This is a genomic window from Sulfurirhabdus autotrophica (assembly GCF_004346685.1).
Classification (GTDB): Bacteria; Pseudomonadota; Gammaproteobacteria; order Burkholderiales; family SMCO01; genus Sulfurirhabdus; species Sulfurirhabdus autotrophica.
Genome location: NZ_SMCO01000008.1, coordinates 1 through 24,343, shown reverse-complemented (window position 1 = coordinate 24,343; position 24,343 = coordinate 1). Strand labels below are relative to the sequence as shown.

Annotated in this window: 22 protein-coding genes and 1 tRNA gene; 16 read left to right on the top strand and 7 right to left on the bottom strand. The window is 48.0% G+C overall.

The annotated features are described in order from the left end of the window. The first annotated feature begins 60 nt into the window (after positions 1-60). From EDC63_RS09440 to EDC63_RS09420, 5 genes are all read left to right on the top strand, one after another. Positions 61-390 (top strand): type II toxin-antitoxin system RelE/ParE family toxin, encoded by a 330-nt coding sequence (locus EDC63_RS09440; RefSeq protein ID WP_124946537.1) that lies wholly within the window; start codon positions 61-63, stop codon positions 388-390. After that, positions 383-1,492 (top strand): ImmA/IrrE family metallo-endopeptidase, encoded by a 1,110-nt coding sequence (locus EDC63_RS09435; RefSeq protein WP_132920919.1) that lies wholly within the window; start codon positions 383-385, stop codon positions 1,490-1,492. Before EDC63_RS09440 ends, EDC63_RS09435 begins: the two co-directional genes overlap by 8 nt. 1 nt (position 1,493) lies before the next feature. Then, on the top strand, positions 1,494-2,735 hold the full coding sequence (locus EDC63_RS18665) for a restriction endonuclease subunit S (protein ID WP_189836509.1): 1,242 nt from the start codon (positions 1,494-1,496) through the stop codon (positions 2,733-2,735). Next, positions 2,728-5,703 carry a type I restriction endonuclease subunit R gene (locus EDC63_RS09425; RefSeq protein ID WP_124946536.1) on the top strand — a complete coding sequence of 992 codons (2,976 nt, stop codon included), beginning with the start codon at positions 2,728-2,730 and terminating at the stop codon, positions 5,701-5,703. The genes EDC63_RS18665 and EDC63_RS09425 overlap by 8 nt, the downstream gene beginning before the upstream one ends. A gap of 171 nt (positions 5,704-5,874) precedes the next feature. After that, positions 5,875-7,272, top strand: a complete 1,398-nt coding sequence (locus tag EDC63_RS09420) for a HEPN domain-containing protein (RefSeq protein WP_223272285.1) — start codon at positions 5,875-5,877, stop codon at positions 7,270-7,272. A 113-nt stretch (positions 7,273-7,385) separates the two neighbouring features. Here EDC63_RS09420 and EDC63_RS09415 read toward each other — a convergent pair whose 3' ends face one another. The 3 genes from EDC63_RS09415 to EDC63_RS09405 form a co-directional block, all read right to left on the bottom strand. After that, on the bottom strand, positions 7,386-8,432 hold the full coding sequence (locus EDC63_RS09415; RefSeq protein ID WP_124946535.1) for a hypothetical protein: 1,047 nt from the start codon (positions 8,430-8,432) through the stop codon (positions 7,386-7,388). Next, positions 8,425-8,727 carry a hypothetical protein gene (locus tag EDC63_RS09410; protein ID WP_124946534.1) on the bottom strand — a complete coding sequence of 101 codons (303 nt, stop codon included), beginning with the start codon at positions 8,725-8,727 and terminating at the stop codon, positions 8,425-8,427. The genes EDC63_RS09415 and EDC63_RS09410 overlap by 8 nt, the downstream gene beginning before the upstream one ends. A gap of 383 nt (positions 8,728-9,110) precedes the next feature. Further along, positions 9,111-9,197 (bottom strand) — tRNA-Leu (locus EDC63_RS09405). 233 nt (positions 9,198-9,430) lie between these two features. Here EDC63_RS09405 and queA point away from each other — a divergent pair. From queA to EDC63_RS09370, 7 genes are all read left to right on the top strand, one after another. After that, positions 9,431-10,477: a tRNA preQ1(34) S-adenosylmethionine ribosyltransferase-isomerase QueA gene (gene queA / locus EDC63_RS09400; protein ID WP_124946533.1), complete on the top strand. Its 1,047-nt coding sequence runs from the start codon at positions 9,431-9,433 to the stop codon at positions 10,475-10,477. Further along, the gene (tgt, locus tag EDC63_RS09395) at positions 10,467-11,570 is read left to right on the top strand and encodes a tRNA guanosine(34) transglycosylase Tgt (protein ID WP_124946532.1); all 1,104 of its coding nucleotides are present in this window, start codon (positions 10,467-10,469) and stop codon (positions 11,568-11,570) included. Before queA ends, tgt begins: the two co-directional genes overlap by 11 nt. Before the next feature lie 57 nt (positions 11,571-11,627). Then, complete coding sequence (yajC, locus tag EDC63_RS09390; protein ID WP_124946531.1) at positions 11,628-11,948, top strand: preprotein translocase subunit YajC; 321 nt, start codon at positions 11,628-11,630, stop codon at positions 11,946-11,948. Positions 11,949-12,015: 67 nt separating this feature from the next. Further along, positions 12,016-13,842, top strand: coding sequence for a protein translocase subunit SecD (gene secD, locus EDC63_RS09385; RefSeq protein ID WP_124946530.1), 1,827 nt, complete (start codon positions 12,016-12,018; stop codon positions 13,840-13,842). A gap of 27 nt (positions 13,843-13,869) precedes the next feature. Next, on the top strand, positions 13,870-14,799 hold the full coding sequence (gene secF, locus EDC63_RS09380) for a protein translocase subunit SecF (protein ID WP_124946529.1): 930 nt from the start codon (positions 13,870-13,872) through the stop codon (positions 14,797-14,799). A gap of 35 nt (positions 14,800-14,834) precedes the next feature. Then, the gene (locus EDC63_RS09375; protein WP_124946528.1) at positions 14,835-15,476 is read left to right on the top strand and encodes a DedA family protein; all 642 of its coding nucleotides are present in this window, start codon (positions 14,835-14,837) and stop codon (positions 15,474-15,476) included. Positions 15,477-15,565: 89 nt separating this feature from the next. Then, the gene (locus EDC63_RS09370) at positions 15,566-16,498 is read left to right on the top strand and encodes a DHH family phosphoesterase (protein ID WP_124946527.1); all 933 of its coding nucleotides are present in this window, start codon (positions 15,566-15,568) and stop codon (positions 16,496-16,498) included. Positions 16,499-16,574: 76 nt separating this feature from the next. Here the strand turns inward: EDC63_RS09370 and EDC63_RS09365 are convergent, their stop codons facing one another. The 3 genes from EDC63_RS09365 to purB all read right to left on the bottom strand — a co-directional run bounded on the left by EDC63_RS09365 (position 16,575) and on the right by purB (position 19,786). After that, the gene (locus tag EDC63_RS09365; protein ID WP_124946526.1) at positions 16,575-17,327 is read right to left on the bottom strand and encodes a GAF domain-containing protein; all 753 of its coding nucleotides are present in this window, start codon (positions 17,325-17,327) and stop codon (positions 16,575-16,577) included. Positions 17,328-17,452: 125 nt separating this feature from the next. Beyond that, positions 17,453-18,310: a thioredoxin gene (gene trxA, locus EDC63_RS09360; RefSeq protein ID WP_124946525.1), complete on the bottom strand. Its 858-nt coding sequence runs from the start codon at positions 18,308-18,310 to the stop codon at positions 17,453-17,455. 105 nt (positions 18,311-18,415) lie between these two features. After that, positions 18,416-19,786, bottom strand: a complete 1,371-nt coding sequence (gene purB / locus EDC63_RS09355) for an adenylosuccinate lyase (protein ID WP_124946524.1) — start codon at positions 19,784-19,786, stop codon at positions 18,416-18,418. 202 nt (positions 19,787-19,988) lie between these two features. Between purB and EDC63_RS09350 the strand changes: the two genes are divergently transcribed. The 3 genes from EDC63_RS09350 to EDC63_RS09340 are packed head-to-tail and all read left to right on the top strand — an operon-like array spanning position 19,989 to position 22,686. Continuing rightward, positions 19,989-21,107, top strand: a complete 1,119-nt coding sequence (locus EDC63_RS09350) for an FtsX-like permease family protein (protein WP_165922959.1) — start codon at positions 19,989-19,991, stop codon at positions 21,105-21,107. A 9-nt stretch (positions 21,108-21,116) separates the two neighbouring features. Beyond that, on the top strand, positions 21,117-21,776 hold the full coding sequence (locus EDC63_RS09345) for an ABC transporter ATP-binding protein (protein ID WP_124946522.1): 660 nt from the start codon (positions 21,117-21,119) through the stop codon (positions 21,774-21,776). Positions 21,777-21,792: 16 nt separating this feature from the next. Then, entirely contained in the window at positions 21,793-22,686 is an 894-nt protein-coding gene (locus tag EDC63_RS09340) for an efflux RND transporter periplasmic adaptor subunit (protein WP_165922958.1), read from the top strand. 70 nt (positions 22,687-22,756) lie between these two features. Here EDC63_RS09340 and EDC63_RS09335 read toward each other — a convergent pair whose 3' ends face one another. Beyond that, the gene (locus tag EDC63_RS09335; protein WP_124946520.1) at positions 22,757-23,323 is read right to left on the bottom strand and encodes a TetR/AcrR family transcriptional regulator; all 567 of its coding nucleotides are present in this window, start codon (positions 23,321-23,323) and stop codon (positions 22,757-22,759) included. 373 nt (positions 23,324-23,696) lie between these two features. Here EDC63_RS09335 and EDC63_RS09330 point away from each other — a divergent pair, with 373 nt between their 5' ends. Next, entirely contained in the window at positions 23,697-24,227 is a 531-nt protein-coding gene (locus tag EDC63_RS09330) for an REP-associated tyrosine transposase (protein WP_124946519.1), read from the top strand. Positions 24,228-24,343: the final 116 nt, after the last annotated feature.

Genomic DNA, 24,343 nt, shown 5'->3' with positions numbered 1-24,343 from the left:
GGCAGGTGAAATTAAATTATTTACCTATTAGGTAAAGTTATATAGAATGGCGAGGTTCTCTTGGAGATACACTTCAAGGACAAAAAGATTCGAGAGTTATGTGAAAAGCAGGCTGTTGCTGAGAAAAAACTCGGTGCCGCTTGCGCACGTAAATTAAGAACACGGCTTGATGACTTAGATGCAGCAGGCCGGGTAACTGATTTAACTGCGGGCAATCCCCATCTACTCAAGGGGGATCGTTCGGGCCAGATTGCTCTCGATTTGGCAGGAGGTTGGCGGCTCGTATTTGCTTCCGATCAAGATCCTTGCCCCGTTCGCGATGATCTGTCCATTGACTGGTCACAGGTCACAATCATCTGCATCGAATTTATTGGAGACTACCATGAATGATTTGGCAGCCCCATTCGCACCAGACTGGGTTTCTCCACCAGGGGACACCGTTCTCGACATCATCGAAGAACGTGACTGGACCCAGGCCGAATTGGCGCAACGATTAGGCTATACCACTAAGCACGTTAACCAGCTCATCAAGGGCAAGGTTCCGCTCACAGAAGATGCCGCTATTCGATTGGAACGTGTGGTGGGTAGCACCGTTGGCTTCTGGCTGGCACGTGAAGCGAAGTACCGTGAGCGTTGTGCTCGTCTCGAAGCAGCAGAGAAATTTGCCGGTTGGATAGACTGGCTCGACCAGCTGCCAATCAAAGAATTGATGAGTGCTGGTGCCATCGAGAAACGCCGGGTAGACGCGAAATCTAAACCTGGCCTGGTGGAATCGTGCCTGCGCTTCTTTGGTGTTGCCTCACCTGAAGAGTGGCAGGGCCATTATGGCGAAATGCAGGCCGCATTTCGCCGTAGCAGGGAGGAGCAAAGCGATGTCGGCGCTATCTCTGCCTGGTTGCGTATGGGCGAGCAGGAAGCTGAAAAGCAAGATGGTCCGAAATATGACCGAGCTCGCTTTGAGGCGGCCCTCACCGAGATACGTAAACTGACCAACCTTGATCCAGCAGAATTCCAGCCCCATTTGCGCACCTTGTTCCGCCAGGCAGGAGTGGCTTTCGTACTGGTTCCGGGCATCCCAAAAGCGCATGTCAGTGGTGTTGCGCGTTGGCTTAACCTCCATCGCCCACTTATTCAACTCTCCCTGTATGGCAAAACCAACGACAAGTTCTGGTTTACTCTGTTTCATGAAGCAGCTCACGTGCTGCTGCATGCAAAAGAGAAAAAATCGGTTTATCTGGATGACCCGACTAAATCGGGAGCGGATTCTGTGGAAGAACGTGAAGCCAATGACTGGGCTGGAAGTTTTTTGATCCCTGATCGCTTTGCACCTCAATTGACGGGGCTACGCACTAAGGCAGCCGTATGTGATTTTGCCGAAAAAATTGGCATTCATCCTGGTATCGTGGTCGGCCGTCTCCAACACGATGGCCTGATTGACCCATCTTGGATGAATGATTTGCGTGTGAGTTTCCGTTTCATAGCAGCCGAGTAGCATGTCTAAGGCTAATTGGCGTAAGGTCAAATTCGGAGAAGTGGTGCGCCTCTCCAAGGCACGCTGTCAAGATCCGCTGGCCGAAGGCGTTGAGCGTTTTGTCGGGCTGGAGCATCTGGAGCCGGGTGATCTGCGAATTCGTAGTTGGGGTAGCGTAGCGGACGGTGTCACCTTCACCAGCGTGTTCAAACCGGGACAGGTTTTGTTCGGCAAACGCCGCGCTTACCAGCGCAAGGTGGCGGTAGCCGATTTTACCGGCGTGTGCTCTGGCGATATCTACGTGTTGGAAACTCTGGATGCGAACGTCCTGCTGCCCGAGTTGCTGCCCTTTATCTGCCAGACCGAAGCCTTCTTCGACCATGCGGTAGGCACCTCGGCAGGAAGTCTGAGCCCGCGTACAAACTGGAAAAGCCTAGCTGAATTTGAGTTTTTCCTGCCACCGATGGTGGAGCAATTCCCGCTCAGAGACCTGCTGGTGGCCGTCCGAGACTGTTCAGACTCTCTGTCGAGTCTTCTTCAACCGACAAACCAGCTAATGGCTGCAAGGTTGGATGCCTTGTATTGGCAATCCAATTTACCTGATGATCAATGCGTTCAGACAGAATTTTTCAGATTTCCGAAACAGTGGAGGCTTCTTCGTCTTCCTGGAATCGTTCTATCTCAACCAAATGCTCTGACTGCCGGACCATTCGGAACGATTTTTAAAGCCAGGGATTTCCGAGACTCGGGTATTCCGATCATCCAGCTACGCCACATCACAAAGTCAGGATTCGCTTGGGGCGAAAGCACCACATTTATGGATCAAGCAGTTTATGAGCGTCTTCACGTGCCATACACAGTAAAGCCTGGTGATCTACTGATAGCAAAAATGGGGGAGCCACCGGGCATGACCTGTATTTATCCGCCTAGGTCACCAACTGCAATGGTTACACCGGACGTGATTAAGGCATCAATCGATCCAGATGTGGCACTCGCGGAATATATGACTCTTGTATTCAACAATGGTCGTACCGCACGAGCAATCTCGAAATTTATGAAGGGAGGCACTCGTACACGAGTTTCACTTGATAACTTTTACTCGATAGGCTTGCCGATTCCTTCACTAGCGGAGCAGGCTGCAATCGTAGAAGAGTGCGCAGGCATTTCCAATACGCTAACGCTTGCGGCGCAACGGAATAGGGGGCTAATTGCTTTCCGAAGAAAATTGACTGCCGAAGCATTCATTGGGGGTGGGAATGTTTAATGAGTCAAATACCGTAGAAGCATACCTCTATGACCTGCTCTCCGGGCCGGCGAAGTCCGTTCCCGCCAATCTCGCTCAGGAACCCCAGGTCACCTATGGTCGCAGCCACAAGGGTCTCGGTTGGCGCCGTCTCGCCAGCGCCGACATTCCGCGCCAGCCACAGGATGTGCTAGTCGAGCAATGGGTGCGTGAGGCGCTGATCCGCCTCAACCCTGAGATTGCCGCCCACCCAGACCACGCTGATGAAGTGCTGTACAAGCTGCGCGCCATCATCCTGTCGGTGCGCTCAGACGGCCTGATTCGCGCCAACGAGGAAATGACTGCTTGGCTGCGCGGTGAGCGTTCCATGCCCTTCGGCCAGAACAACGAGCATGTGCCAATACGTCTGATTGACTACGACAACCTCGACCAGAACCAGTATGTCGTCACCCAGCAGTTCGTCTACCGCGCCGGCAGCGCCGAGCGCCGGGCCGATCTGGTATTGCTGGTCAACGGCCTACCGCTGGTGCTGATCGAAGCCAAGACGCCGACACGCTCGGCTGTGAGCTGGGTGGATGGCGCGGTACAGGTACATGACGACTACGAGAAGTTCGTGCCGGAATTGTTCGTCTGCAACGTATTTTCGGTGGCCACCGAGGGTAAGGAATATCACTACGGTTCGCTCGGCCTGCCAGTCAAGGACTGGGGTCCGTGGAATCTGGATGCGGATGGTGGTGACCCGCAGCGGCACCCTTTGCATGGTCTGAAGCTCGCAGCGGAAAGCATGTTGCGGCCCCATGTGGTGCTGGACATCCTCTCCAGTTTCACTCTGTTCGCCACGGACAAGAAGCAGCGCCGCATCAAGATCATTTGTCGTTATCAGCAATACGAAGCAGCGAACAAGATCGTCGAGCGTGTGCTGGCAGGTTATCCCAAGAAAGGCTTGATCTGGCACTTCCAGGGTTCGGGTAAATCGCTGCTGATGGTGTTCGCGGCGCAGAAGCTGCGCCTGCATCCCCACCTGAAAAACCCGACCGTGCTGATCGTGGTGGATCGCATCGACCTCGACACCCAGATCACCGGCACCTTCACGGGGGCCGACATCCCCAATCTGGAAAAGGCCGAGACTCGCGACAAGCTGCAACAATTGCTGGCGCAGGACGTGCGGAAAATCATCATCACGACGATCTTCAAGTTCGGCGAGGCCGATGGCGCGTTAAACGAGCGCAGCAATATCATTGCCCTGGTGGACGAGGCGCACCGCACCCAGGAAGGCGACCTTGGCCGCAAGATGCGCGATGCCCTGCCGAATGCCTTCCTCTTCGGCCTGACCGGTACGCCGATCAATCGTTTCGACAAGAATACCTTCTACGCCTTTGGTGCCGATGAGGATACCAAGGGCTACATGAGCCGCTACGGCTTTGAGGAGTCCATCCGCGATGGGGCGACATTGAAGCTGCACTTCGAGCCGCGCCTGGTGGATTTGCATATCGACAAGGCCGCCATTGATGCGGCTTTCAAGGAGATGACTGGCGGCCTCTCCGACTTGGACAAGGACAACCTCGGCAAGACCGCTGCCAAGATGGCTGTGCTGGTCAAGACGCCGGAGCGAATCCGGTACGTGTGTGAGGACATCGTCCGGCACTTCCAGAGCAAGGTGGAGCCGAATGGATTCAAGGGGCAAATCGTCACCTTCGATCGGGAATCATGCCTGCTCTACAAGACCGAACTCGACAAGCTGCTGCCGCCCGAGGCATCCGATATCGTGATGACGGTGAATGCGAACGAGCCCCAATATAAGGCATTCTCACGTAGTCGGGATGAAGACGAACGGCTGCTCGACCGCTTCCGCGACCCCAACGACCCGTTGAAACTACTGATCGTTACCTCCAAGCTGCTCACTGGCTTCGACGCACCGATCTTGCAGGCCATGTATCTCGACAAGCCACTGCGCGATCACACGCTGTTGCAGGCCATCTGCCGTGTGAACCGCACCTACTCCGAACAGAAGACCCATGGACTGATCGTGGACTACCTCGGCATCTTCGACGACGTGGCCAAGGCACTGGAGTTTGACGATAAATCCATACTCTCCGTCGTCAGCAACATCCAGGAACTCATGGACCGGTTGCCTGAGGCGATGCAGAAATGCCTGGCTTTCTTTACCGGCGTGGATCGCACGGTTGAAGGTTACGAGGGCCTGATCTCCGCCCAGCAATGCCTGCCTAACAACACGGTGCGCGATAATTTCGCTGGTGAATACAGCGTGCTCGGTAAGCTTTGGGAGGCGATTTCGCCTGACACTATCCTCGGCCAGTACGAGAAGGACTACAAGTGGCTGTCGCAGGTGTACCAGTCGGTGCAGCCTTCCAGTGGCCACGGCAAGTTGATCTGGCATTCCCTCGGGGCCAAGACCATCGAGCTGATCCACCAGAACGTGCATGTCGATGCCGTGCGCGACGATCTTGATACCCTGGTGCTGGATGCTGATCTGCTGGAGGCGGTGCTCTCCAATCCCGATCCGAGCAAGGCCAAGGAAATAGAAATCAAGGTAGCACGCCGGCTGCGCAAGCATCTCGGCAATCCAAAATTCAAGGCGCTATCGGAACGGCTGGATGCTCTGCGGGATAGGTTTGAGTCAGGGCAGGTCAACAGTGTTGAATTTCTGAAAGCCTTGCTTCAGATCGCCAAGGAGGTGTTGCAGGCCGAGAAGGAAATTCCGCCTGAGGAGGACGAGGACCGTGGTAAGGCCGCGCTGACCGAGCTCTTTAACGAGGTGAAAACCGCCGAGACGCCGATCATGGTCGAGCGTGTGGTGACGGACATCGATGAGATTGTTCGCTTGGTTCGCTTTCCCGGCTGGCAGGATACCTTGGCCGGCGAGCGGGAAATCAAGAAAGCGCTGCGTAAAGCACTATTCAAATACAAGTTACACGCGGACGAGGAATTGTTCGAGAAGGCGTATAGCTATATCCGGCAATATTACTAATTTAGTACATATGCCAATCATAGCGAGCTACACATTGAACTCATTTTAATGAGTCAGCCAAACATGACCCACTGCACTGCCGCACATATTGATCCATCTCGGAAAAGGATAATTTCGCAGTCGAGGCGCGATCTAGAGTTTATCTGCAAGCAGATTCTTAGATTCTTAAAAATGCCGCACAAGGAGCTATTTGCGCATTATCAGAAGAATCGTCATGACGCTTTTTGCACTATCCCACACCCAGATGGAAAAGGGCAACTTCAATGCGGTTCACTTGCGTGGGAAAAGTTTGGCAAACTTGCAGGACGTGTTTTTGAATTCGAACCAACGCTGGCACAGCGGGTCAGCGAAGGGCGCGTAATGAAAGAAGTTATTGATGCTTTTGTGCAACGAGTGCTGAGAGAGCATCAAGAAATTGACCAAATAACGGCAGAACAAATTTTGGTTGATGCTGCCGGAATGTCTTCGCAAGCACTCCAAACCACAGAACACTACCTCCCTTGCGTACTGTTTCTCCATGGAAAACCTGATGAATTCAGTATTGGTCCAGTTACTTTCGTCAGAAGGAAGAAATTTTTTCAAAACAAAAAGCAGGTTCATCGAAGAAGTGTAGAAGCTGAGATTGCTGCTCATATAGAGCACGTAGATAAGCATATTGAACAAGGTTTTTCGCGCGAACGGGCGGCCACCGTTGAACAGTCAAGACATCTAGTGAGGGGGCTTCATGCACGCGCAATAAAGACGTATCGTGGTTACCCTTGGATAGCCAAAGTGCAGATTATCAATTGCGACCATGAGGTTTCAGAAAAGCTCGCAGCAAAAGCTATAGAGACGGCACTTAATGTTATTCGTATTCTACTTGGGGCGGAACGTACCAGGAGACTGAGGTTGGCATGGTCGCGAGGGGATGCTTTACGGACAGCCGGTATGTGGGCCGATGCACAGGACATGATTCATGTCCAAACCGGATTAAGCAGTATCGGGCCAGTCGGGTTTGAGAACTGGTACGAAGGGTTGACTCAAGGAAGTGGCCATGAGCTACAAATATTGGGATCAGCGCTAGCGCCACTTGTGGACCCGCGTGAAATTACTCACTTACATGAGCGGTTCGTCGATGCGATCAATTGGTTTGGAGATGCCGCTACTGACACGGAATCCACGGCTAGTGTGGTTAAGTATGTTTCTGCAATAGAGCGGCTATTTTTTGGAAAGTTTGATAGAGGCCACAAGACTGAATTTGCGAGCCGCATAAAAATAGTATGCAATTTATTTGGCTATGAAGATGGCGGGCAGGCATATGAAGACGCACTGCAAGTCTATAACGCACGCTCGGCATTACTGCACGGAGATTTATCACCAAGAGATAAAAAATCGCAAGAAATAGCTTTGTTGGCTGAAGAGCTTAGTCGCCGCTGTATCTTATGTTCCACCCATCTTTATCCAATGATGTTAGCTGCGTACAAAAATCCAGATGCAGAGACACTTGAAATGGTCATGAAAAAAATTGGCGATGAGGGGCTTGATTGGCTTGCAAAGGCAGCTAATTATACAAAGGCCTCCGATCTGTAGATCGGGGGGAATAGCATAGGGCTGCTGTTATAACTGTGGCAGGTTTGATTTAGCCTGACAGTTACATCCGGTAACTAGGGGGAACTGTCAGATCGGGAGCTAGACTACTAAAGCTAAACATAACCAAGTTGGCGTAAAGCTTGCCGAATCGTCACTTCAGTTGTGCCTGTCCCAAGAATACGGCCAGCAATAGAGGATATTACGCTCTCCCTAATTTTGTTGTTAACTGAGGCTAGTCCGACGCCTTGTGCTACGTTTTTAAGTTCGGCAAGCTGGGTTTGATCAGCCTGTTCAAGCCAAGAAGAGCAAGATTTTCTGAAAATTTCTTGCTCAGATGCTTCGGCTTTCTTTTTCTCATGCTCAATTCTTTGGGATGATTCCGAAGCGACTTTCTTCTGAAGTTTCTGATTTTCCTCTACTTTAAGGCGTGCACGTTTGTCAACTTCGGACAGGTAGCGAATGCTGGGATCATCAATAATAGTCTTAAGATCATTTGAACCCAATAGTCCCTCTTCAACCATATTAATTATCGATATAACTCTACGTTTATCCCATTCTTTATTATCATTTGGGCCATGTCCGATTAGCGATTCGAGACTTTCCTTAAGGGGTGGGAGAGAGCTATCTCTCTCTTTATTATTTTCTTCTATCATAGGTAGAGAACCTGATTCGCCAGTTGTCGAAGACATGTTGTTCGTCTGATCAGGTTGTGAGTAACCTCTTTCTCGAGAATCAGGAATTGATGGTATCGTGCTATCTGACAAGTTCTCCTGATTCTCAGCAATGAACTGCTGAAAAATTTCTAAATTGATCGAATAAAAATTGGAGCGATCATAATATTTTTTCCTAAGTTGCGCCACCTGGATGATTTTCTTTTTTTTCAACTCAGAAATGACTCGCTTATGGGCTGCAAGACTTTTTCCAAGAGGGACGTCTTCTAGCAGTCCTTCCGGGGTCCAAGAAACCCATCGCTGTCCTTGTACTTCAATCACGCACCACTTTCCGGGATGGTCAAAATTTGAAAAACATCGGTAGTTTAGTTGCTGTAAAAAAACGGCTACAGATAGATCAAATAACCTGCAAAGTGATGGAGAAACGGCGATGGGAGGTTCGTCAAGCAGAAGTTTGTTTGGATTGAATGCAAGGGCGCTATTAATCATCTGAAATCTCCCCCTTGTGCAACTGTTGATTATTCTGATATTGAATGGGTGCAATTTTTCTGGGGCGACCGCGCCGTTTTTCAATGACGGGTCTCAAGCCATCCAAAAAATTCGCGAAATCTTCAATGTGCACCCGACAAAGCTTCCCATATTTTACAACAGGAAATGGTAGTTTTTTTTCTGAATGTAAGTTGTATATGTAACGTTCAGTGACGTTAATTTCTTTTGAGCAATCACCAAATTTTAATAAAATACATTTATATTTAGAATATAAAAGTTCTTTCGTAGTAATCATAACGGCCTCGTCTTTTTCGGCGTCAAGATGCCGAATTGTCGAGAATTGGAGTCGCTGGGGTTGTTATGGCCAGCGAACGTGCCCTGCTAAGATAGGTTATCTCATGCCTTCAATTCAGCGCGCAAATTAAAGTGCATCGGGCGTCTCGCGCGCACCAAAAGTATCTCCATTTCGTTTTTACACCAATGGTTTATGCACTCTCTTGAACTTTTCTTCAAGGTGAAAGTTCATAATACAGATCCGAATTAAGCAAATTCAAGGGAAAACAAAAAATTCTTTGAAATGAATTTTTGTGGGACAATTTGGGAAAATTCAGGAGGGAAATTTTGTGAAATGCAGTGATGAACAGACATCATTAAATTTCACAAAACTGTTGATTCTATTGGTGCCGGGAGGGGGAATCGAACCCCCATGACCTTGCGATCGCGGGATTTTGAGTCCCGTGCGTCTACCAATTCCGCCATCCCGGCTTGCTACAAGCGTGGCATTATCCCTTAAACGCAACGGGCATGCAAGCGCTGGTTTTCAATATTATATCCCTGCTCACCACATGTGATTAACTAGAATGGTGAATGCCATGGTGTTTATACAGCCTATAGAATAAATCAGTATTTAAGCGGATGGGTGAGTCAATTTATGAAACACCGGTATTGGACTAGGCGTTATAATGCGAGGCTAATTCATAGTTTGGGCCTGTAATTTCGTGCGTACCAGTGATTTTGATTTTGATTTGCCAGAAGAATTGATTGCCCAGTTTCCTGCAGAGAAGCGGGCGCAAAGCCGTATGCTTTGGTTGAATGGTGCTGGCGGTGAGTTACGTGATATGCATTTTAGCGAACTTACTCAAATTTTGCGCCCGGGCGATGTGCTGGTCATGAACGATACCCGTGTGATTAAGGCGCGTTTGTACGGTAAAAAGGAAAGTGGCGGACGAATAGAAATTCTGGTGGAACGCATACTGGATGAGCATCATGTTCTGGCACACATGCGCGCCGGTCATTCTCCTAAACCGGGATCTAAACTGCTGCTGGATGGCAATGTGGAAGTGACTGTGATTGGGCGTCAGGACGAGTTTTATCATTTGCGGTTTGACGTTGAAAAAACTGTATTGGAAATATTGGATGAACATGGAAGTCTGCCACTTCCACCTTATATCACCCGAGTACCTGAATTTCCTGATGAAGAGCGTTATCAGACAGTGTATGCGCGAGCGCCGGGCGCTGTTGCTGCGCCTACGGCTGGGCTACATTTCGACGAAGCTATGTTGGTCCGTATTAAAGAGATGGGTGTGACACTTGCGTATGTCACATTGCACGTGGGGGCCGGTACGTTTCAGCCGGTTCGTGCAGAAAGTGTTGCCGAACATAAAATGCATAGTGAGCTATATCATGTGCCAGAAGAAACAGTAGCGGCCATTCGGCGGGCAAAACAATCTGGTGGCAGAGTCATGGCTGTGGGGACTACCAGTCTGCGCGCATTGGAATCTGCAGCTGCGAGCGGTGAATTAAGTGCAGGCCAGGGTGATACCAATATTTTCATCATTCCAGGTTATCGTTTCAAGGTGGTAGAGCGTTTGCTCACCAATTTCCATTTGCCGAAATCAACCTTGATGATGCTCGTGTCTGCGTTTGGGGGGCTGGAGAATATCCGTCAGGCTTATCGTCATGCTATCGCGCAACGATACCGGTTTTTTAGTTATGGCGATGCAATGCTTATAGAAAGACAAACAGAAGGGCAAAATGAAATTTGAAATTCATGCGCAAGACGGGCTTTCCCGTCGCGGCACACTACATTTAGCGCATGGAAAGGTGGAAACACCCGCCTTTATGCCAGTTGGTACTTATGGCACAGTCAAAGCCATGAGCCCAGTTGAATTGAATGATATCGGTGCACACATCGTGTTGGGTAATACTTTTCATTTATGGCTGCGGCCTGGTATGGAGGTGATTGAGGCGCATGGGGGGTTGCATGGATTTATGGGTTGGGATAAACCCATTCTGACAGATTCCGGCGGGTTCCAGGTCTTTAGCCTTGGCGATCTGCGCAAAATTACCGAAGAAGGTGTCAAATTTCGTTCTCCTGTGAATGGTGACCCGTGTTTTCTGACGCCAGAAGAATCCATGCGCATCCAGCGCGTGCTGAATTCAGATATTGTCATGGTGTTTGATGAATGCACACCGCATCCGGCAGATTTGCAGCAGGCAGATGAATCCATGCAGCTTTCCCTGCGTTGGGCTGCCCGTTCAAAACGTGCCCATGAAGGCAATACCAATGCGTTGTTCGGGATTGTACAAGGAGGCATGCATGAATCGTTACGCGATGTTTCTCTGCAAGGTCTGATGGATATAGGATTTGATGGTTATGCTATTGGTGGGCTTTCTGTAGGGGAACCTAAGGAAGATATGATGCGTATACTGGCACATACCGCTCCAAAGCTACCAGAGAAAAAGCCGCGTTATCTGATGGGCGTGGGTACGCCAGAAGATCTGGTAGATGCCGTGTTGCAAGGGGTGGATATGTTTGATTGCGTCATGCCCACCCGTAATGCGCGAAATGGCTGGCTGTTTACCCGGAATGGAACGGTAAAGATCCGTAATGCCCAATATCGGTTAGATACCGCGCCGCTAGATGAAAAGTGCACTTGTTACACGTGCCAAAATTTTACCCGCGCTTACTTGCATCATCTTTACCGCCTGGGTGAAATTTTAGGTGCGCGCTTAAATACGATTCATAACCTGCATTATTATCAGGAATTGATGCAAGGCCTGCGGCAAGCCATCGAAGCAGGAAAGTTAACAGATTTTGTGGCGGAGTTTAGGCAGGCACGTGCCGCAACGTGCTAGAATGCATTTTTTTATGCGCTTTAATTAGAAATATTAGAAACGTTTGGAGGAATACCTGTGTTGATTAGTGAAGCCTTTGCTGCTGGTGCTGCACCTGCCAGTCCGGATTTGATGGGATTTGTACCGCTTATCGTTATTTTCGCCTTGTTTTACTTCATGATGATTCGTCCACAGATGAAGCGGGCCAAAGAAGTGCGCAATATGCTGGCTGCCTTGCAAAAAGGGGATGAAGTGGTAACGACAGGTGGCGAATTGGGTAAAGTAGTCAAAGTGACCGATAATTACGTCAGCCTGGAAATTGCCGACAATGTGGTTGTGCATGTTCAAAAACAGGCAATTCAAACCCTGCTTCCCAAGGGCACCATTAAAAGTATCTGATGAAAGCGAAGCCTGACTTGTTTGCTCTCTCTGCGTTTCAAATCTCACGCCTCTCGGAGTTTTGTGCATGAACCGTTATCCTCTCTGGAAATACATCCTTATTGCCGTAACCCTGGTGCTTGGTTTTATTTTTACCTTGCCCAATTTATATGGTGAATCACCCGCGATTCAGGTTTCGCCCTTACGCACTACAGCCAAAGCAGATACTGGATTAATGCAGCAGGTAGAAGAATCACTCAAGGCAGGCAAAATCAGCTATCAGGGTGTATTCATGGATCAGGCGAGTGTCAAGGTGCGATTCGCAGATACCGACACCCAGTTGAAAGCCAAAGATATTGTTCAGGCAAAGTTGGGCACAGGTTATGTGGTTGCGCTGAACCTCCTGCCGAGTTCCCCGAAATGGCTGACGAGCATTGGTGCGTTGCCCATGTATCTGGGACTCGATTTGCGTGGCGGTGTGCACTTTCTGCTGCAAGTGGATATGAAAGCCGCTTTGGATAAGGCAGTGGAACGTTATACCGGAGATATTCGAACCACGTTACGCGATAAAAAAATCTATTACGCTGGGATCAGTCGTACCGGACAATCTGTTGAAGTAAAGTTTCGTGATGCGGATAGCCGTGCCAAGGCAGAGAAGGAAATCAGTAATGCATACGGTGATCTGCTACTGAAAGAGCAGGATGTAGAGGGTGAATTTAAATTGATTGGTACCCTCAAGGTTGAAGCGCAAAAGCGTCTTCAGGAATTGGCATTGCAGCAAAATATCACCACCTTGCGTAACCGGGTAAATGAACTGGGTGTAGCAGAACCGATTATCCAGCAACAAGGTATAGACCGCGTCGTGGTTCAACTGCCTGGCGTGCAGGATACAGCGAAAGCCAAAGATATACTGGGTCGTACTGCGACACTGGAAGTACGTTTAGTAGATGAGGAGCATAGCGACCCAGCCACACTTCAAGCGGCTATAGCGGGCCAGGTGCCATTTGGTTCGGAACTGTATACAGAACGTGACGGTCGTCCGGTTCTGGTGAAAAAGAATGTGGTGCTTACCGGTGAATACATTAACGACGCCTCACCAGGCTTTGACTCTCAAACGAGTCAGGCAGCTGTACACGTCAATCTGGATGGCAGAGGCGCACGGATATTCAAAAACATCACCCGTGAAAATGTGGGCAAACGCATGGCCATTCTGCTGGTGGAAAAAGGGCACGCAGAAGTGATTACAGCACCTGTCATCCGTGAAGAAATCGGTGGTGGTCGTGTGCAGATTACCGGGATGCAAGATGCTGTAGAAGCGAATGACGTGGCGCTGCTGTTACGCGCCGGTGCACTGGCAGCACCGATGGAAATCGTTGAAGAGCGGACGGTTGGACCAAGTCTGGGTGCTGATAATATCACCAAGGGATTCAACTCCAATATCTATGGTTTTGTTGCCATTGCCATATTTATGATAATGTATTACAACCTGTTTGGCGTGATTTCTACTTTTGCCCTGGCAGTGAACGTGTTGTTCTTGCTATCCATACTTTCCTTACTGCAAGCCACCCTGACATTGCCAGGTATGGCAGGTATTGCCTTGACAGTGGGTATGGCGATTGATGCCAACGTGCTGATTAATGAACGTATTCGTGAAGAGTTGCGATCAGGCATGTCTCCGCAGGCGGCCATATATTCAGGATATGAGCGTGCATTCGGTACTATTCTGGATTCGAATATTACTACCTTGATTGCTGGTGTCGCTTTGTTCTGGCTGGGTTCCGGTCCGGTAAAAGGCTTTGCAGTTGTATTGTGTTTGGGTATTTTGACATCCATGTTCAGTGCCGTGATGGTATCGCGTGGCATTGTGAACCTGGTTTATGGCAGACAGGCAAGACTTACTAAAGTCTCCATCTAAATAACGCTGGCTCGTTAGGAAGCAATTATGGAATTTTTTAGAATTAAAAGTGATATACCTTTCATGCGCTATGCGCGGGTTACCACCATCATTTCGCTGGTTACCTTTATTCTTGCTGTAGGGGCATTGGCCACAAAAGGGCTGAATCTTGGTGTGGATTTCACTGGCGGTACAGTGATGGAAATAAACTACCCTCAGCCGGCTGATATTCCTCAGATTCGTGACACGTTAGCAAAAAATGGTTTTCCGGACGCGGCGGTGCAAAATTTTGGGACTTCTCATGATGTGATGGTGCGCTTACCCGTCAAGGCAGGTGTGACCAGTGCTAAATTGAGCGAGCAAATATTCGAGATGCTGCAGAAAACTGAGAATGGGGCAAAACTGCAGCGGGTAGAGTTTGTGGGGCCACAGGTAGGAAAAGAGTTGTACGAAAATGGCGCTCTGGCATTGCTGGTAGTGGTCATTGGTATTATGGCTTACTTGGCAGTGCGTTTTGAATGGCGCTTCTCGGTCGCTGCGATTGTCGCCAACATGCACGACGTGGTGATTATTCTTGGCTGTTTTGCGTTTTTTCAGTGGGAATTTTCACTGACCGTTTTAGCTGGTGTTCTGGCTATTCTGGGTTATTCTGTTAATGAATCAGTTGTGGTGTTTGACCGGATTCGTGAAAACTTCCGCAACATGCGTAAAGCGGGTGTTCCTGAAATTATCGATAATGCCATTACACGCACCATGTCCCGGACGATTATTACCCATTCCATGACCCAGTTGATGGTTCTTGCCATGTTGTTTTTTGGAGGCGAGGCCTTGCACTATTTTGCACTGGCCTTAACTATCGGTATTATCTTTGGTATTTATTCTTCCGTGCTGGTAGCAAGCCCAATCGTGTTGTGGTTAGGCGTTTCACGTGAAGATTTTCTTAAGCCGGAGAAAGTGCCGGTTGATAACCTGCCATAACAGGTGCGCTAGAGTACAAATATCGGGTAAGACTTGTGGAATATATAAGTTTATTTATTGATATCGTTCTGCATCTGGATCAACATCTCAGTGTGATCATCCAGAATTACGGTTCTTGGGTTTACCTGATTTTATTTCTGATTATCTTTTGCGAAACCGGGTTGGTGATCACACCATTTTTGCCAGGTGACTCTTTGCTGTTTGTTGCGGGCACGCTTGCAGCAGCAGGCGGGATGGAAATCCAGACGCTGTTTCCCCTGCTGGTGGCAGCGGCTTTCCTGGGCGATAACACGAATTACTGGATTGGCCGTTTCATCGGGCCCAAAGTTTTTTCGAAACAGCAGTCGCGCTTTTTAAATCGTGAATATCTTGAAAAAACCCACGCTTTCTATGAAAAGCACGGTGGTAAAACCATCATTTTTGCCCGTTTTTTGCCAATTATTCGAACCTTTGCCCCTTTTGTAGCGGGTATTGGCCGCATGCACTATGCGCACTTCGCACTATTCAGTTTTATCGGCAGTATTTTCTGGATCAGCTTTTTTGTTCTCATTGGCTATTATTTTGGCAATATACCTGTCGTCAAACAAAACCTGACGCTGGTAATGCTGGGTATTATTTTTGTCTCCATTCTGCCGGGGATAATCAAGTATGTGCAACATCGTCGCTTAAGAACGTAACGTTAAGAGGAAGTTGAAACAAAATTCCGCGATGTGGTCTGTCGCCCAAATAGTCATTGTCATTTTTCTGGTTACGGAGAGAAAGTACTATGGAAGGAAAAAAATTTCGTCTTATTACGCGAAGCGATTTTGATGGTCTGGTCTGCGCAGTATTGTTGAAGCACCTCAATATGCTTGAAGATATCAAATTTGTTCACCCAAAAGATATGCAGGATGGCAAGATTGAAATCGGGCCAAATGATATCACCACTAATTTACCCTATGTGTCGGGTGCACACCTCGTCTTTGATCACCATTTGTCCGAAACCATACGTAATACCGGTGAACGCAGTAATCATGTGATAGATCCTGAAGCGCCGTCTGCCGCGCGGGTGGTGTATGACTATTATGGCGGGAAAAAGGCTTTTCCGGCGGAATGGGACGATATGATGGCTGCGGTGGACAAGGGCGATGCCGCTCAGTTTTCACGCGATGAGATTTTGAATCCTGAAGGCTGGGTATTGCTGAATTATCTAATGGATGCCCGCACTGGTCTGGGGCGTTTCCGTGAATTCCGTATTTCAAATTACAATCTGATGATGGATTTGATCGATTATTGCAGAAATCACAATATCACCGAGATTATGCAATTACCGGATGTGAAGGAACGTTCGGCTATGTATTTCGAGCATGATGCAAAATTCAAGGAACAGATTAAGCGCTGCTCCAAGGTTTTTGGCAATCTGGTTGTGCTCGATCTTCGCCATGAAGAAACCATTTATGCCGGTAATCGATTCGTAATTTATGCGCTTTACCCTGAATGCAATATCTCAATCCATGTTTTATGGGGATTGAAGCAGCAGAATACCGTTTTTGCCACAGGTAAATCCATTCTTGATCGTGGTTCAAATACCAATGTGGGTGAACTGATGCTGCAGTATGGCGGTGGTGGCCATTTAAATGCAGGTACGTGTCAGGTGGAAAATGACAAAGCTGAATCAATATTGCAGGAATTGATCACCAAGATAAATGAGGATGGTTAAATTTAAGCAGATTAAATATTCATCATGATGGTACAGGAATAGTGCCTTTGTGATGAACGTTTAAATCTTGTGTAGTTTACTTCTTGGCTGCACGCTTGCTGTGTTTATCCAGATTTCTCGTTAACTCAGAAATGATTTCAGAAGCAGCATTGATTATCTGCGCTGAACCAAATCCCGATTTCGCCATTTCCCGATAGAACGATTTTGCGACGATTTTCGCCATTTTATCAGGGTCTTGCGCAGCGTTAATCATCACATTTTCAACAGACTTTCCTGCATTATCCACCAGTGCCATTTGTGCAAAACGAGAACGTAAAACGCTTTGCAGTTGATTCACCTGGATGGATTTTCCAATGAAAAGCGCCACAATATCCAGCAGATTCAGGTCGTCCAGGTTAAAGGGGCGCTTTTGTTTTTGCCCATTCACGTTAATCACGCCAATGATTTTACTGTTAATCAGGATGGGTGAAGAAAGCACGCTTTTATTAGGGTCTTGAGTGTGTCTGGCCCATTTCGAAAATTCCGAGTTGTCGATGTTCTCGATAAGCAGTGACTTTCCTGTAGCAATGACATGACCTGAAATGCCTTCGCCCTTTTTCATGGTTTCTTTATAGGCTTTGGCAGGCAGGGCACCGTGGTTCGCGCATACACGCAAACTCAGTTCATCAAACTCACCTTCGCTCAACAGCATGATGGAGCAGTTTTCAGCATTGAGGATTTTTGCTGACATGGCCGCGAGTTGCTGCAGATTGTCGTCAAGGTTGCCTTGGGACTCCAGGAAATCTGTGAGTACGTGAAGGCCAGTGAGTAGATTTTCTGCGTCGCCCATACTTATCCTAATAACGTCGATTTACCGATTGATTGTATTCCTTTCAGTGAAGAACTTACGCACTTCAAGAATTTCAAATGGTCGTTGTTAGGATTATAGGTTATGCAACCGGAATAGTTAATATATCAGTGAAGTGCACTTGCCATCAAACGGCGGTACTTGCTGACTATTTCTCCATGTCCACCCAGCAGGATAAATATAGATAACATGGTTTTTCGACCTGCTTCATTACCATATGTAGGGTCCCGCTGGATAATTTCCAGTAACTGATCCAGCGCGGTTTCATATTGCTGTTTTGCAACCATCTGATTGGCCAGTTGCAGGCGCGCATCCAGATCATTTTCATTGGCGGTAATGCGCTTTTCCAGTTCGATTGAGTCAGGTAGTCCTTTGCTTTTGTCTGCAAAATCAAGGCGCGCGAGCATTGCAATGACGCGTGCCTCTCCCCGGAAGGCTGGAGGCAAATTGGAAAGTAATCTCTTGGCTTCATCCACTTGATCAATATCCAGCATGATTTCAGCCGCATCTATGTGGATTTGTTCGTTTTTCGGATCAAGATTTGCAACAGAGGCCAGCATTTTTAGTGCTTCTGCGGCATTCCCTTGTCGATACACTTCCATGGCCTGTTTGCGTAACTCATCACAGGGAGAAGGGAGCAGTTTGTCGATAAACTCGCGCACCGTTCCTTCGGGTAATGCACCTGAAAATTCATCCACTATTTCACCATTCACAAAGGCTTTGACATTGGGAATGCCTCTGACGCCATATTGCGTGGCAAGTTGTTGGTGATCATCTGAATTGACCTTGGCCAGTATGAATTTGCCTTGATATTCCTCTGCCAGTTTTTCTAATATCGGCTTGAGAGATTTGCATGGTCCGCACCAGGGCGCCCAAAAATCCACAATCACCGGAACTTTATTGGAACCGGCAATAACGATGTTCTGAAAATTTTCTGCAGTAACGTCTAGTGAGTAATCTGACATGTTGCTAGCCTCTTAAAATTAAAGTGCTGGCTTAATAGCAGCAGTATTGTGAACTGGATAACAAAACTGGATGGCCGTGGGTGTTGGGGCCCACGACCTGTGTTTCTATAGACGTTTGGCCATTTCAACCGCATTGCCTATATAGTTCCACGGTGTCATGTGCAATAAGCGCTGTTTTTCATTTTCCGGTATGGCAAGGTTTTGAATGAAACTGTGCAGCGTTTCTTTATTGATGCCCCCTTTACCACGGGTCAGTTCCTTGAGTTGCTCGTAAGGGTTAGCAACTGCATAGCGGCGCATGACAGTCTGGATTGGTTCTGCCAGCACTTCCCAGTTATGGTCCAGATCATCTTGCAAACGAGCTGGATTGGCTTCCAGTTTATTCAATCCTTTCAGGCAGGAGTCATAACCCAGCAAAGTGTAACCCAGTGCAACGCCCATGTTGCGCAATACGGTTGAATCGGTCAGATCACGCTGCCAACGGGAAACCGGCAATTTTTCGCTGAGGTGGCGTAACAGGGCATTGGCTAGTCCCATGTTGCCTTCAGAGTTTTCAAAATCAATCGGATTGACCTTGTGTGGCATGGTAGAAGAGCCCACTTCACCGGCTTTCACTTTCTGTTTGAAGTAACCCATGGAGATATAACCCCAGATATCGCGGTTAAGATCAATAAAAATTGTGTTGGCACGGCCAAAAGCATCAAACAGTTCGGCCATGTAGTCATGGGGCTCAATCTGAATGGTATAGGGATTAAAGTGCAGGCCCAGGCTTTCTACAAATTTCCTGGCAAACGATTCCCAGTCAAATTCGGGGTACGCTGATAAGTGGGCGTTGTAATTGCCCACTGCACCATTGGCTTTCCCCAAAATGGCAACGGATGCAATACGCTCTTGAGCATGCTGCAAACGGTAAGCGACGTTGGCCATTTCCTTGCCAAGCGTGGTAGGAGAGGCAGGTTGGCCGTGTGTATGGGCCAGCATCGGCAATTCTGCCAGATCATGTGACAATTTTACGAGTGCCGTAATGATATTGTTCAATGCTGGTAACATCACTGCTTCACGGGCTGATGTCAGCATCAAACCATGAGACAGATTGTTGATATCTTCAGATGTGCAGGCGAAATGAATAAATTCGCTCACTTTCATCACTTCTGCATTATCTGCCAGGCTCTGTTTCATCCAGTATTCCACAGCCTTGACGTCATGATTGGTGACTTTCTCGATGTCTTTGACTGCCTGAGCATCTGCTTCTGAAAAGTTGTTCGCCAATGCATCCAGTTGCGCGATGGTGGCGGCAGAAAATGCAGGTACTTCAGCGATGGCAGATTCACGGCTTAAAGCCTTGAGCCATTCAATTTCTACTTTTACGCGATGTTTGATCAGGGCAAATTCACTGAAATACGGACGAAGGTCGGCTACCTTGCCGGCGTAACGGCCGTCAAGAGGGGAAATGGCTGTGAGGGAAGACAAATTCATGAAATATGGGCTCCAGAAAAACTTTCAGCATTTTATCACAGTTGTATTCACCTTGAGATTGCATCAATAGGCTACGATTTTCGCAGTGCAATGTTTTATCTGGTGTTTTTATATTTAGCTTTGACTAACGCAGTATTGCTAACTAACGTTATAGTGATGGTTGTGTTTTTTATAGAGGATAAATCCACTATATATGGTCGATTTGGCGCGAAAAATACTGTTGCATGACAAATTGCGGTTTTTGACCACGATATCGGGTGTTGCATTTGCCGTTACATTGGTATTGGTACAAGCCGGGCTGTTTGTCGGCTTGCTGGATAATGCGACGATCACCATTCGGAAAATGAATGCCGATATCTGGGTTTCTTCAAAAAATACACCCAATATTGATTTCGCCAGCCCCTTTTCGGATTCTCTGGTGCAGCGTGTACGTTCAATACCCGGCATACAGCGTGCAGATAATTTGCTTGTAGGCTTCATGCAGATTTCGCTTCCCAGCGGAGCACGTGAAGGCATTATGGTTTATGCAATGGATGATCTGGCACGCTGGAATTTGCCCTGGCGCATCATTCATGGCGATGTGGCCGATTTACGGCGAGGACATTATTTTTTTCTGGACGAATCCGCCACCAAGCGTTTCGGAAAATTTAAGGTGGGTGACTATCGGGAAATTCTGGATCAGCGTTTAAAAATTATCGGTTTGACGCAAGAAGCGCGGTCTTTTACTACAACACCGATAGCCTTTATGGATTTCCAGCTGGCCCAGTTTTTGATGTATCAATATTTTGGCGGGCGAACTGCCTATATTGTGGCAAAACTTGCGCCTGGAGCAGATGAAACCAAGGTCATTGCTGAAATGCGCAGGCGTTTACCTTATAACGATGTCTATACTAAAGATGGCTGGGCTACCCAGTCCCGGGATTACTGGATAAACAGCACAGGGATCGGGCTGAATATGTACCTGACTGTTTTTCTGGGGTGTCTGGTGGGGGTCGTGGTGGTTGCGCAAACCCTTTATACCATGACCATGGAGCATGTGAAGGAATTCGGCACAGTTAAGGCAATTGGCGGGACGAATGCAGATATATATCTCATCCTGGCCAAGCAGGCCACGATTGCCGCTGTAACGGGATTTACGCTGGGCGCATTACTGTCTTACGCCCTGCGGCCTTTAGTCAGCAAGCTGGATTTAAAACTGATTATTTATCCGGAACTGGTAGTGTGGGTTTTTTTTGGCACATTGATACTGTGCCTTGCGGCTGCCATGCTTTCTTTCAGAAAAGTGGCATCGATAGATCCCGCACTGGTATTCAGAACATAAGGACACGCCATGCCAGTGCTGAAAGCCGAAAATATTATCAAGGTGTACAGGGAAGGCAATCAAGCTGTGCAAGTGCTCAATGGTATTTCGCTGGCATTGGAACGGGGTGAAGTTGTAACGCTGGAAGGGCCGTCTGGTTCGGGAAAAACCACGCTGCTCTCAATTTTAGGGTGCATTCTTACACCCAGTGATGGACGGGTCATGATAGATGATGCGCTGGTTGATCCTAGGCGGTTGGCAGCAATACGCAGAAAATACATTGGCTTTGTATTCCAGCAATTTAATTTGTTTCCTTCTCTTACCGCGGTTGAAAATGTGGAATACGCATTAAATATCAAGGGCGTTAAAAACCATACAGCACAGGATGAAGCGGCGCGTGCCCTGGATGCGGTTGGGCTGGCTGAACGTAAAGATTTTTTGCCGGAGGATTTGTCTGGCGGTCAGAAGCAGCGGGTCGCGATTGCGCGTGCACTGGCAGGCAATGCTGCCATTATTCTTGCTGATGAGCCTACTGCAAATCTGGACTCTCAAACTGGCGGGCAGATACTGTCCCTCTTTCGTGATCTGGCGAAGCAGAAAGATCGTGCGCTATTGATTGTGACACACGACCCACAAGTGCGGGAAATTTCCGACCGTGTTCTGACGATTCGTGATGGCAAGCTGACTTAACAGGGAATTGATGGCGATGTCTCAACAATTCAAACGATTATTCTTACTGTTGCTTTTTGTGATGATGGCAGCTGGATTGGGGGCATGTGGCAAGCCGCAGGAAAATCCCGGGAAAACAGCACCTGCGGTCAAGATCAACTCGAGTCAATCTGTGCGAATCATTGCTGAAGGGCGGGTGGTTACTTATCCCGGCGCAGAAATCGTAGTGAGTGCTGAGCAAAGTGGAGTAGTGGTAAAGTTGCCAGTCGATGAAAAAATGTCCGTGAAAAAAGGCGATCTGATTGCAGAATTGGAAACAGATGAACTGCGAGCGATGTTGGCGGAATCCAGAGCAAAAATACGTGAAGCAGAAGCGACATTACAATTGGCAAAAATAGAAGTTGAGCGGTACAAATTGCTGTTCCAGAAACAGATGGGGACCAAGCAAAATCTGGATCGCGCGGTGCATGATCATAAAGCCGCCTTGGCACGACTTGCCACTGCACAGGCCGCTGCGCGGCGCATTCAAGTGTCACTTGATAAATCACGTATTCTCTCGCCGATTGATGGCGTGATAATTACCCGCTACACCAACCCCGGGGAAATGGTCGCACCTGGTACGCACTTGGTGATGATAGCCGATCTCAGTAAAATGCGCGTGGAAGCAGAAGTGGATGAGTTTGATGTGGGCCGAATAGTGACAGGCGCTAAAGTTCAGATAACCGCAGAAGGTTACGTAAATCAATCCTGGCAAGGAAAGGTGGAAGAAATACCTGATGCAGTAGTAGACAGACGTTTAAAACCCCAGGACCCGGGAAGACCTTCAGATACGCGCGTGTTGCTGGTGAAAATTGCGCTATTGGAACCTACGCCGCTTAAGTTGGGGCAGCGAGTGGAAGTGGAAATGCAGGGAAAGGCTTTAGCGCGTTGAGGGCAGTCTTGATTTCAATTTCAAATACGGGTGTTGGTGTTTTTTCTAATAATGGATTTGATTGCTGGCGCTAAAGTTGCTCAATCCAGTTATTTAGTTCGGCAATCTCAGCGCGTAAAAAATTTGCATCTGAATAAGCATTGCTGATCACGCTGACCCCTTGACCTTTAGCCAGCAAACGTAAGGCCATCATACGAGCTTCGGTTTTGTGACCCAAGGCTTCAAATTGTGGAATGAGCCAGTCTACAAAAACATCGAACATGTCTTTTGCCTTGGATTGCATATCTTGCTGTGTTTTGCTGAGCTCAACAGCCAATGATCCGATAGGGCATCCATAGCGAACCAGATCAGCTTCACTATTGAGCAGCATGTCTAAAAAGCGATGCAGCTTGTCCTTGGGGTTGGGAAATTGGGTATCCCATTCTGCCAGCATGGCGCGCATACGCTGGATTCTGTCTTCAATCACCGCAGCCAGAATGTCATCTTTGGATTTGAAATAATAGTAAAAATTCCCGCGTGGGATGTGCGCCTGATCCGCAATTTCAGAAAACGAAGTCTGATTAAACCCCTGCCGGTAGAACAGCATGTTAGCCGCATCAATGATATGTTGCCGGTTGTCCTGGCCTTTGGTTTTCATGGGAGTGATGAGAAAATCGCGTAGAAAAATCTATTTTACTCGTTTAGTGATAGTGATAGCAAAATGTGTCTTGAGTGCTTGATTGAACTGTGTTTGAAAAATCCCGTCTTTTTGGAAAGAGTTAAGCTTAGATTCGTGGGAGCGCAGGCATTTACACGAATCTAAGCTATTTAATGGTGGCTCTTCGGTTGGAATATTCATTGGGGTATTTTCACCCCTTAAACTTGCAGTTAAATTAAATGCAACATAGAATCTGTTGCATTACATTGACATAAAAATATTTAAAGAACCTAATTCAAAGTGGCATCGTGATTCATATAGCTTGCGTTGGTTGGGCAGAATGTAATGAAGCCCAACAAAAAAAGATCATAATATGCGTTATCGCAGAGCAAACAGTGCAGGTGGAACCTATTTCTTCACCCTTGCCTTGGCAGAGCGCAAAAGCGCTTTGCTGATTGAGCATGTGGACCGATTGAGGGAGATCGTTGCAAAAGTGAGGCAACGCCACCCTTTTATCATTGAAGCCATGGTCGTTTTGCCTGATTATCTTCACGCTATCTGGCGTTTTCCGCCAGAAGACGCGGACTTCCCAAAACGATGGTCTTTGATCAAAGCCAATTTTTCCCGTGGATTACCGAAGGAGGAGCGCATCCGGGCAAGCCGGGTTGCAAAGCGTGAGCGGGGAATATGGCAACGACGATATTGGGAACATCAGATTCGGGATGAGCAGGATTTGCAAGCCCATGTGGATTACATCCATTACAACCCGGTCAAGCACGGGTATGTTGAACGCGCAAGCGACTGGCCGTATTCAAGTATTCACCGTTATATCCTTATGGGATGGCTGAATGCGGATTGGGGTGTTCACGAGAAATCAGAAGAAGATGGAAGGTTTGGCGAATAAATGGAAATGTTGGGCTTGGCAGCCCAACCTTGTATTATTCCTTTGTATCAAATTTGACGGTATTGTGTAAAAGCACGAACTATCAAAAAAAGTGCAGTAAGTCTTGAGGGGCACCT

What these genes read in the sequence shown, in the direction of transcription:
- EDC63_RS09335 (WP_124946520.1), bottom strand. Translation starts at nt 23,323, where the DNA reads ATGAAAACCAAAGGCCAGGACAACCGGCAACATATCATTGATGCGGCT.
- EDC63_RS09330 (WP_124946519.1), top strand. Translation starts at nt 23,697, where the DNA reads ATGCGTTATCGCAGAGCAAACAGTGCAGGTGGAACCTATTTCTTCACC.
- EDC63_RS09425 (WP_124946536.1), top strand. Translation starts at nt 2,728, where the DNA reads ATGTTTAATGAGTCAAATACCGTAGAAGCATACCTCTATGACCTGCTC.
- EDC63_RS09365 (WP_124946526.1), bottom strand. Translation starts at nt 17,327, where the DNA reads ATGGGCGACGCAGAAAATCTACTCACTGGCCTTCACGTACTCACAGAT.
- purB (WP_124946524.1), bottom strand. Translation starts at nt 19,786, where the DNA reads ATGAATTTGTCTTCCCTCACAGCCATTTCCCCTCTTGACGGCCGTTAC.
- EDC63_RS09370 (WP_124946527.1), top strand. Translation starts at nt 15,566, where the DNA reads ATGGAAGGAAAAAAATTTCGTCTTATTACGCGAAGCGATTTTGATGGT.
- EDC63_RS18665 (WP_189836509.1), top strand. Translation starts at nt 1,494, where the DNA reads ATGTCTAAGGCTAATTGGCGTAAGGTCAAATTCGGAGAAGTGGTGCGC.
- EDC63_RS09340 (WP_165922958.1), top strand. Translation starts at nt 21,793, where the DNA reads ATGTCTCAACAATTCAAACGATTATTCTTACTGTTGCTTTTTGTGATG.
- EDC63_RS09415 (WP_124946535.1), bottom strand. Translation starts at nt 8,432, where the DNA reads ATGATTAATAGCGCCCTTGCATTCAATCCAAACAAACTTCTGCTTGAC.
- EDC63_RS09420 (WP_223272285.1), top strand. Translation starts at nt 5,875, where the DNA reads ATGCCGCACAAGGAGCTATTTGCGCATTATCAGAAGAATCGTCATGAC.
- EDC63_RS09345 (WP_124946522.1), top strand. Translation starts at nt 21,117, where the DNA reads ATGCCAGTGCTGAAAGCCGAAAATATTATCAAGGTGTACAGGGAAGGC.
- trxA (WP_124946525.1), bottom strand. Translation starts at nt 18,310, where the DNA reads ATGTCAGATTACTCACTAGACGTTACTGCAGAAAATTTTCAGAACATC.
- secD (WP_124946530.1), top strand. Translation starts at nt 12,016, where the DNA reads ATGAACCGTTATCCTCTCTGGAAATACATCCTTATTGCCGTAACCCTG.
- tgt (WP_124946532.1), top strand. Translation starts at nt 10,467, where the DNA reads ATGAAATTTGAAATTCATGCGCAAGACGGGCTTTCCCGTCGCGGCACA.
- EDC63_RS09435 (WP_132920919.1), top strand. Translation starts at nt 383, where the DNA reads ATGAATGATTTGGCAGCCCCATTCGCACCAGACTGGGTTTCTCCACCA.
- secF (WP_124946529.1), top strand. Translation starts at nt 13,870, where the DNA reads ATGGAATTTTTTAGAATTAAAAGTGATATACCTTTCATGCGCTATGCG.
- EDC63_RS09410 (WP_124946534.1), bottom strand. Translation starts at nt 8,727, where the DNA reads ATGATTACTACGAAAGAACTTTTATATTCTAAATATAAATGTATTTTA.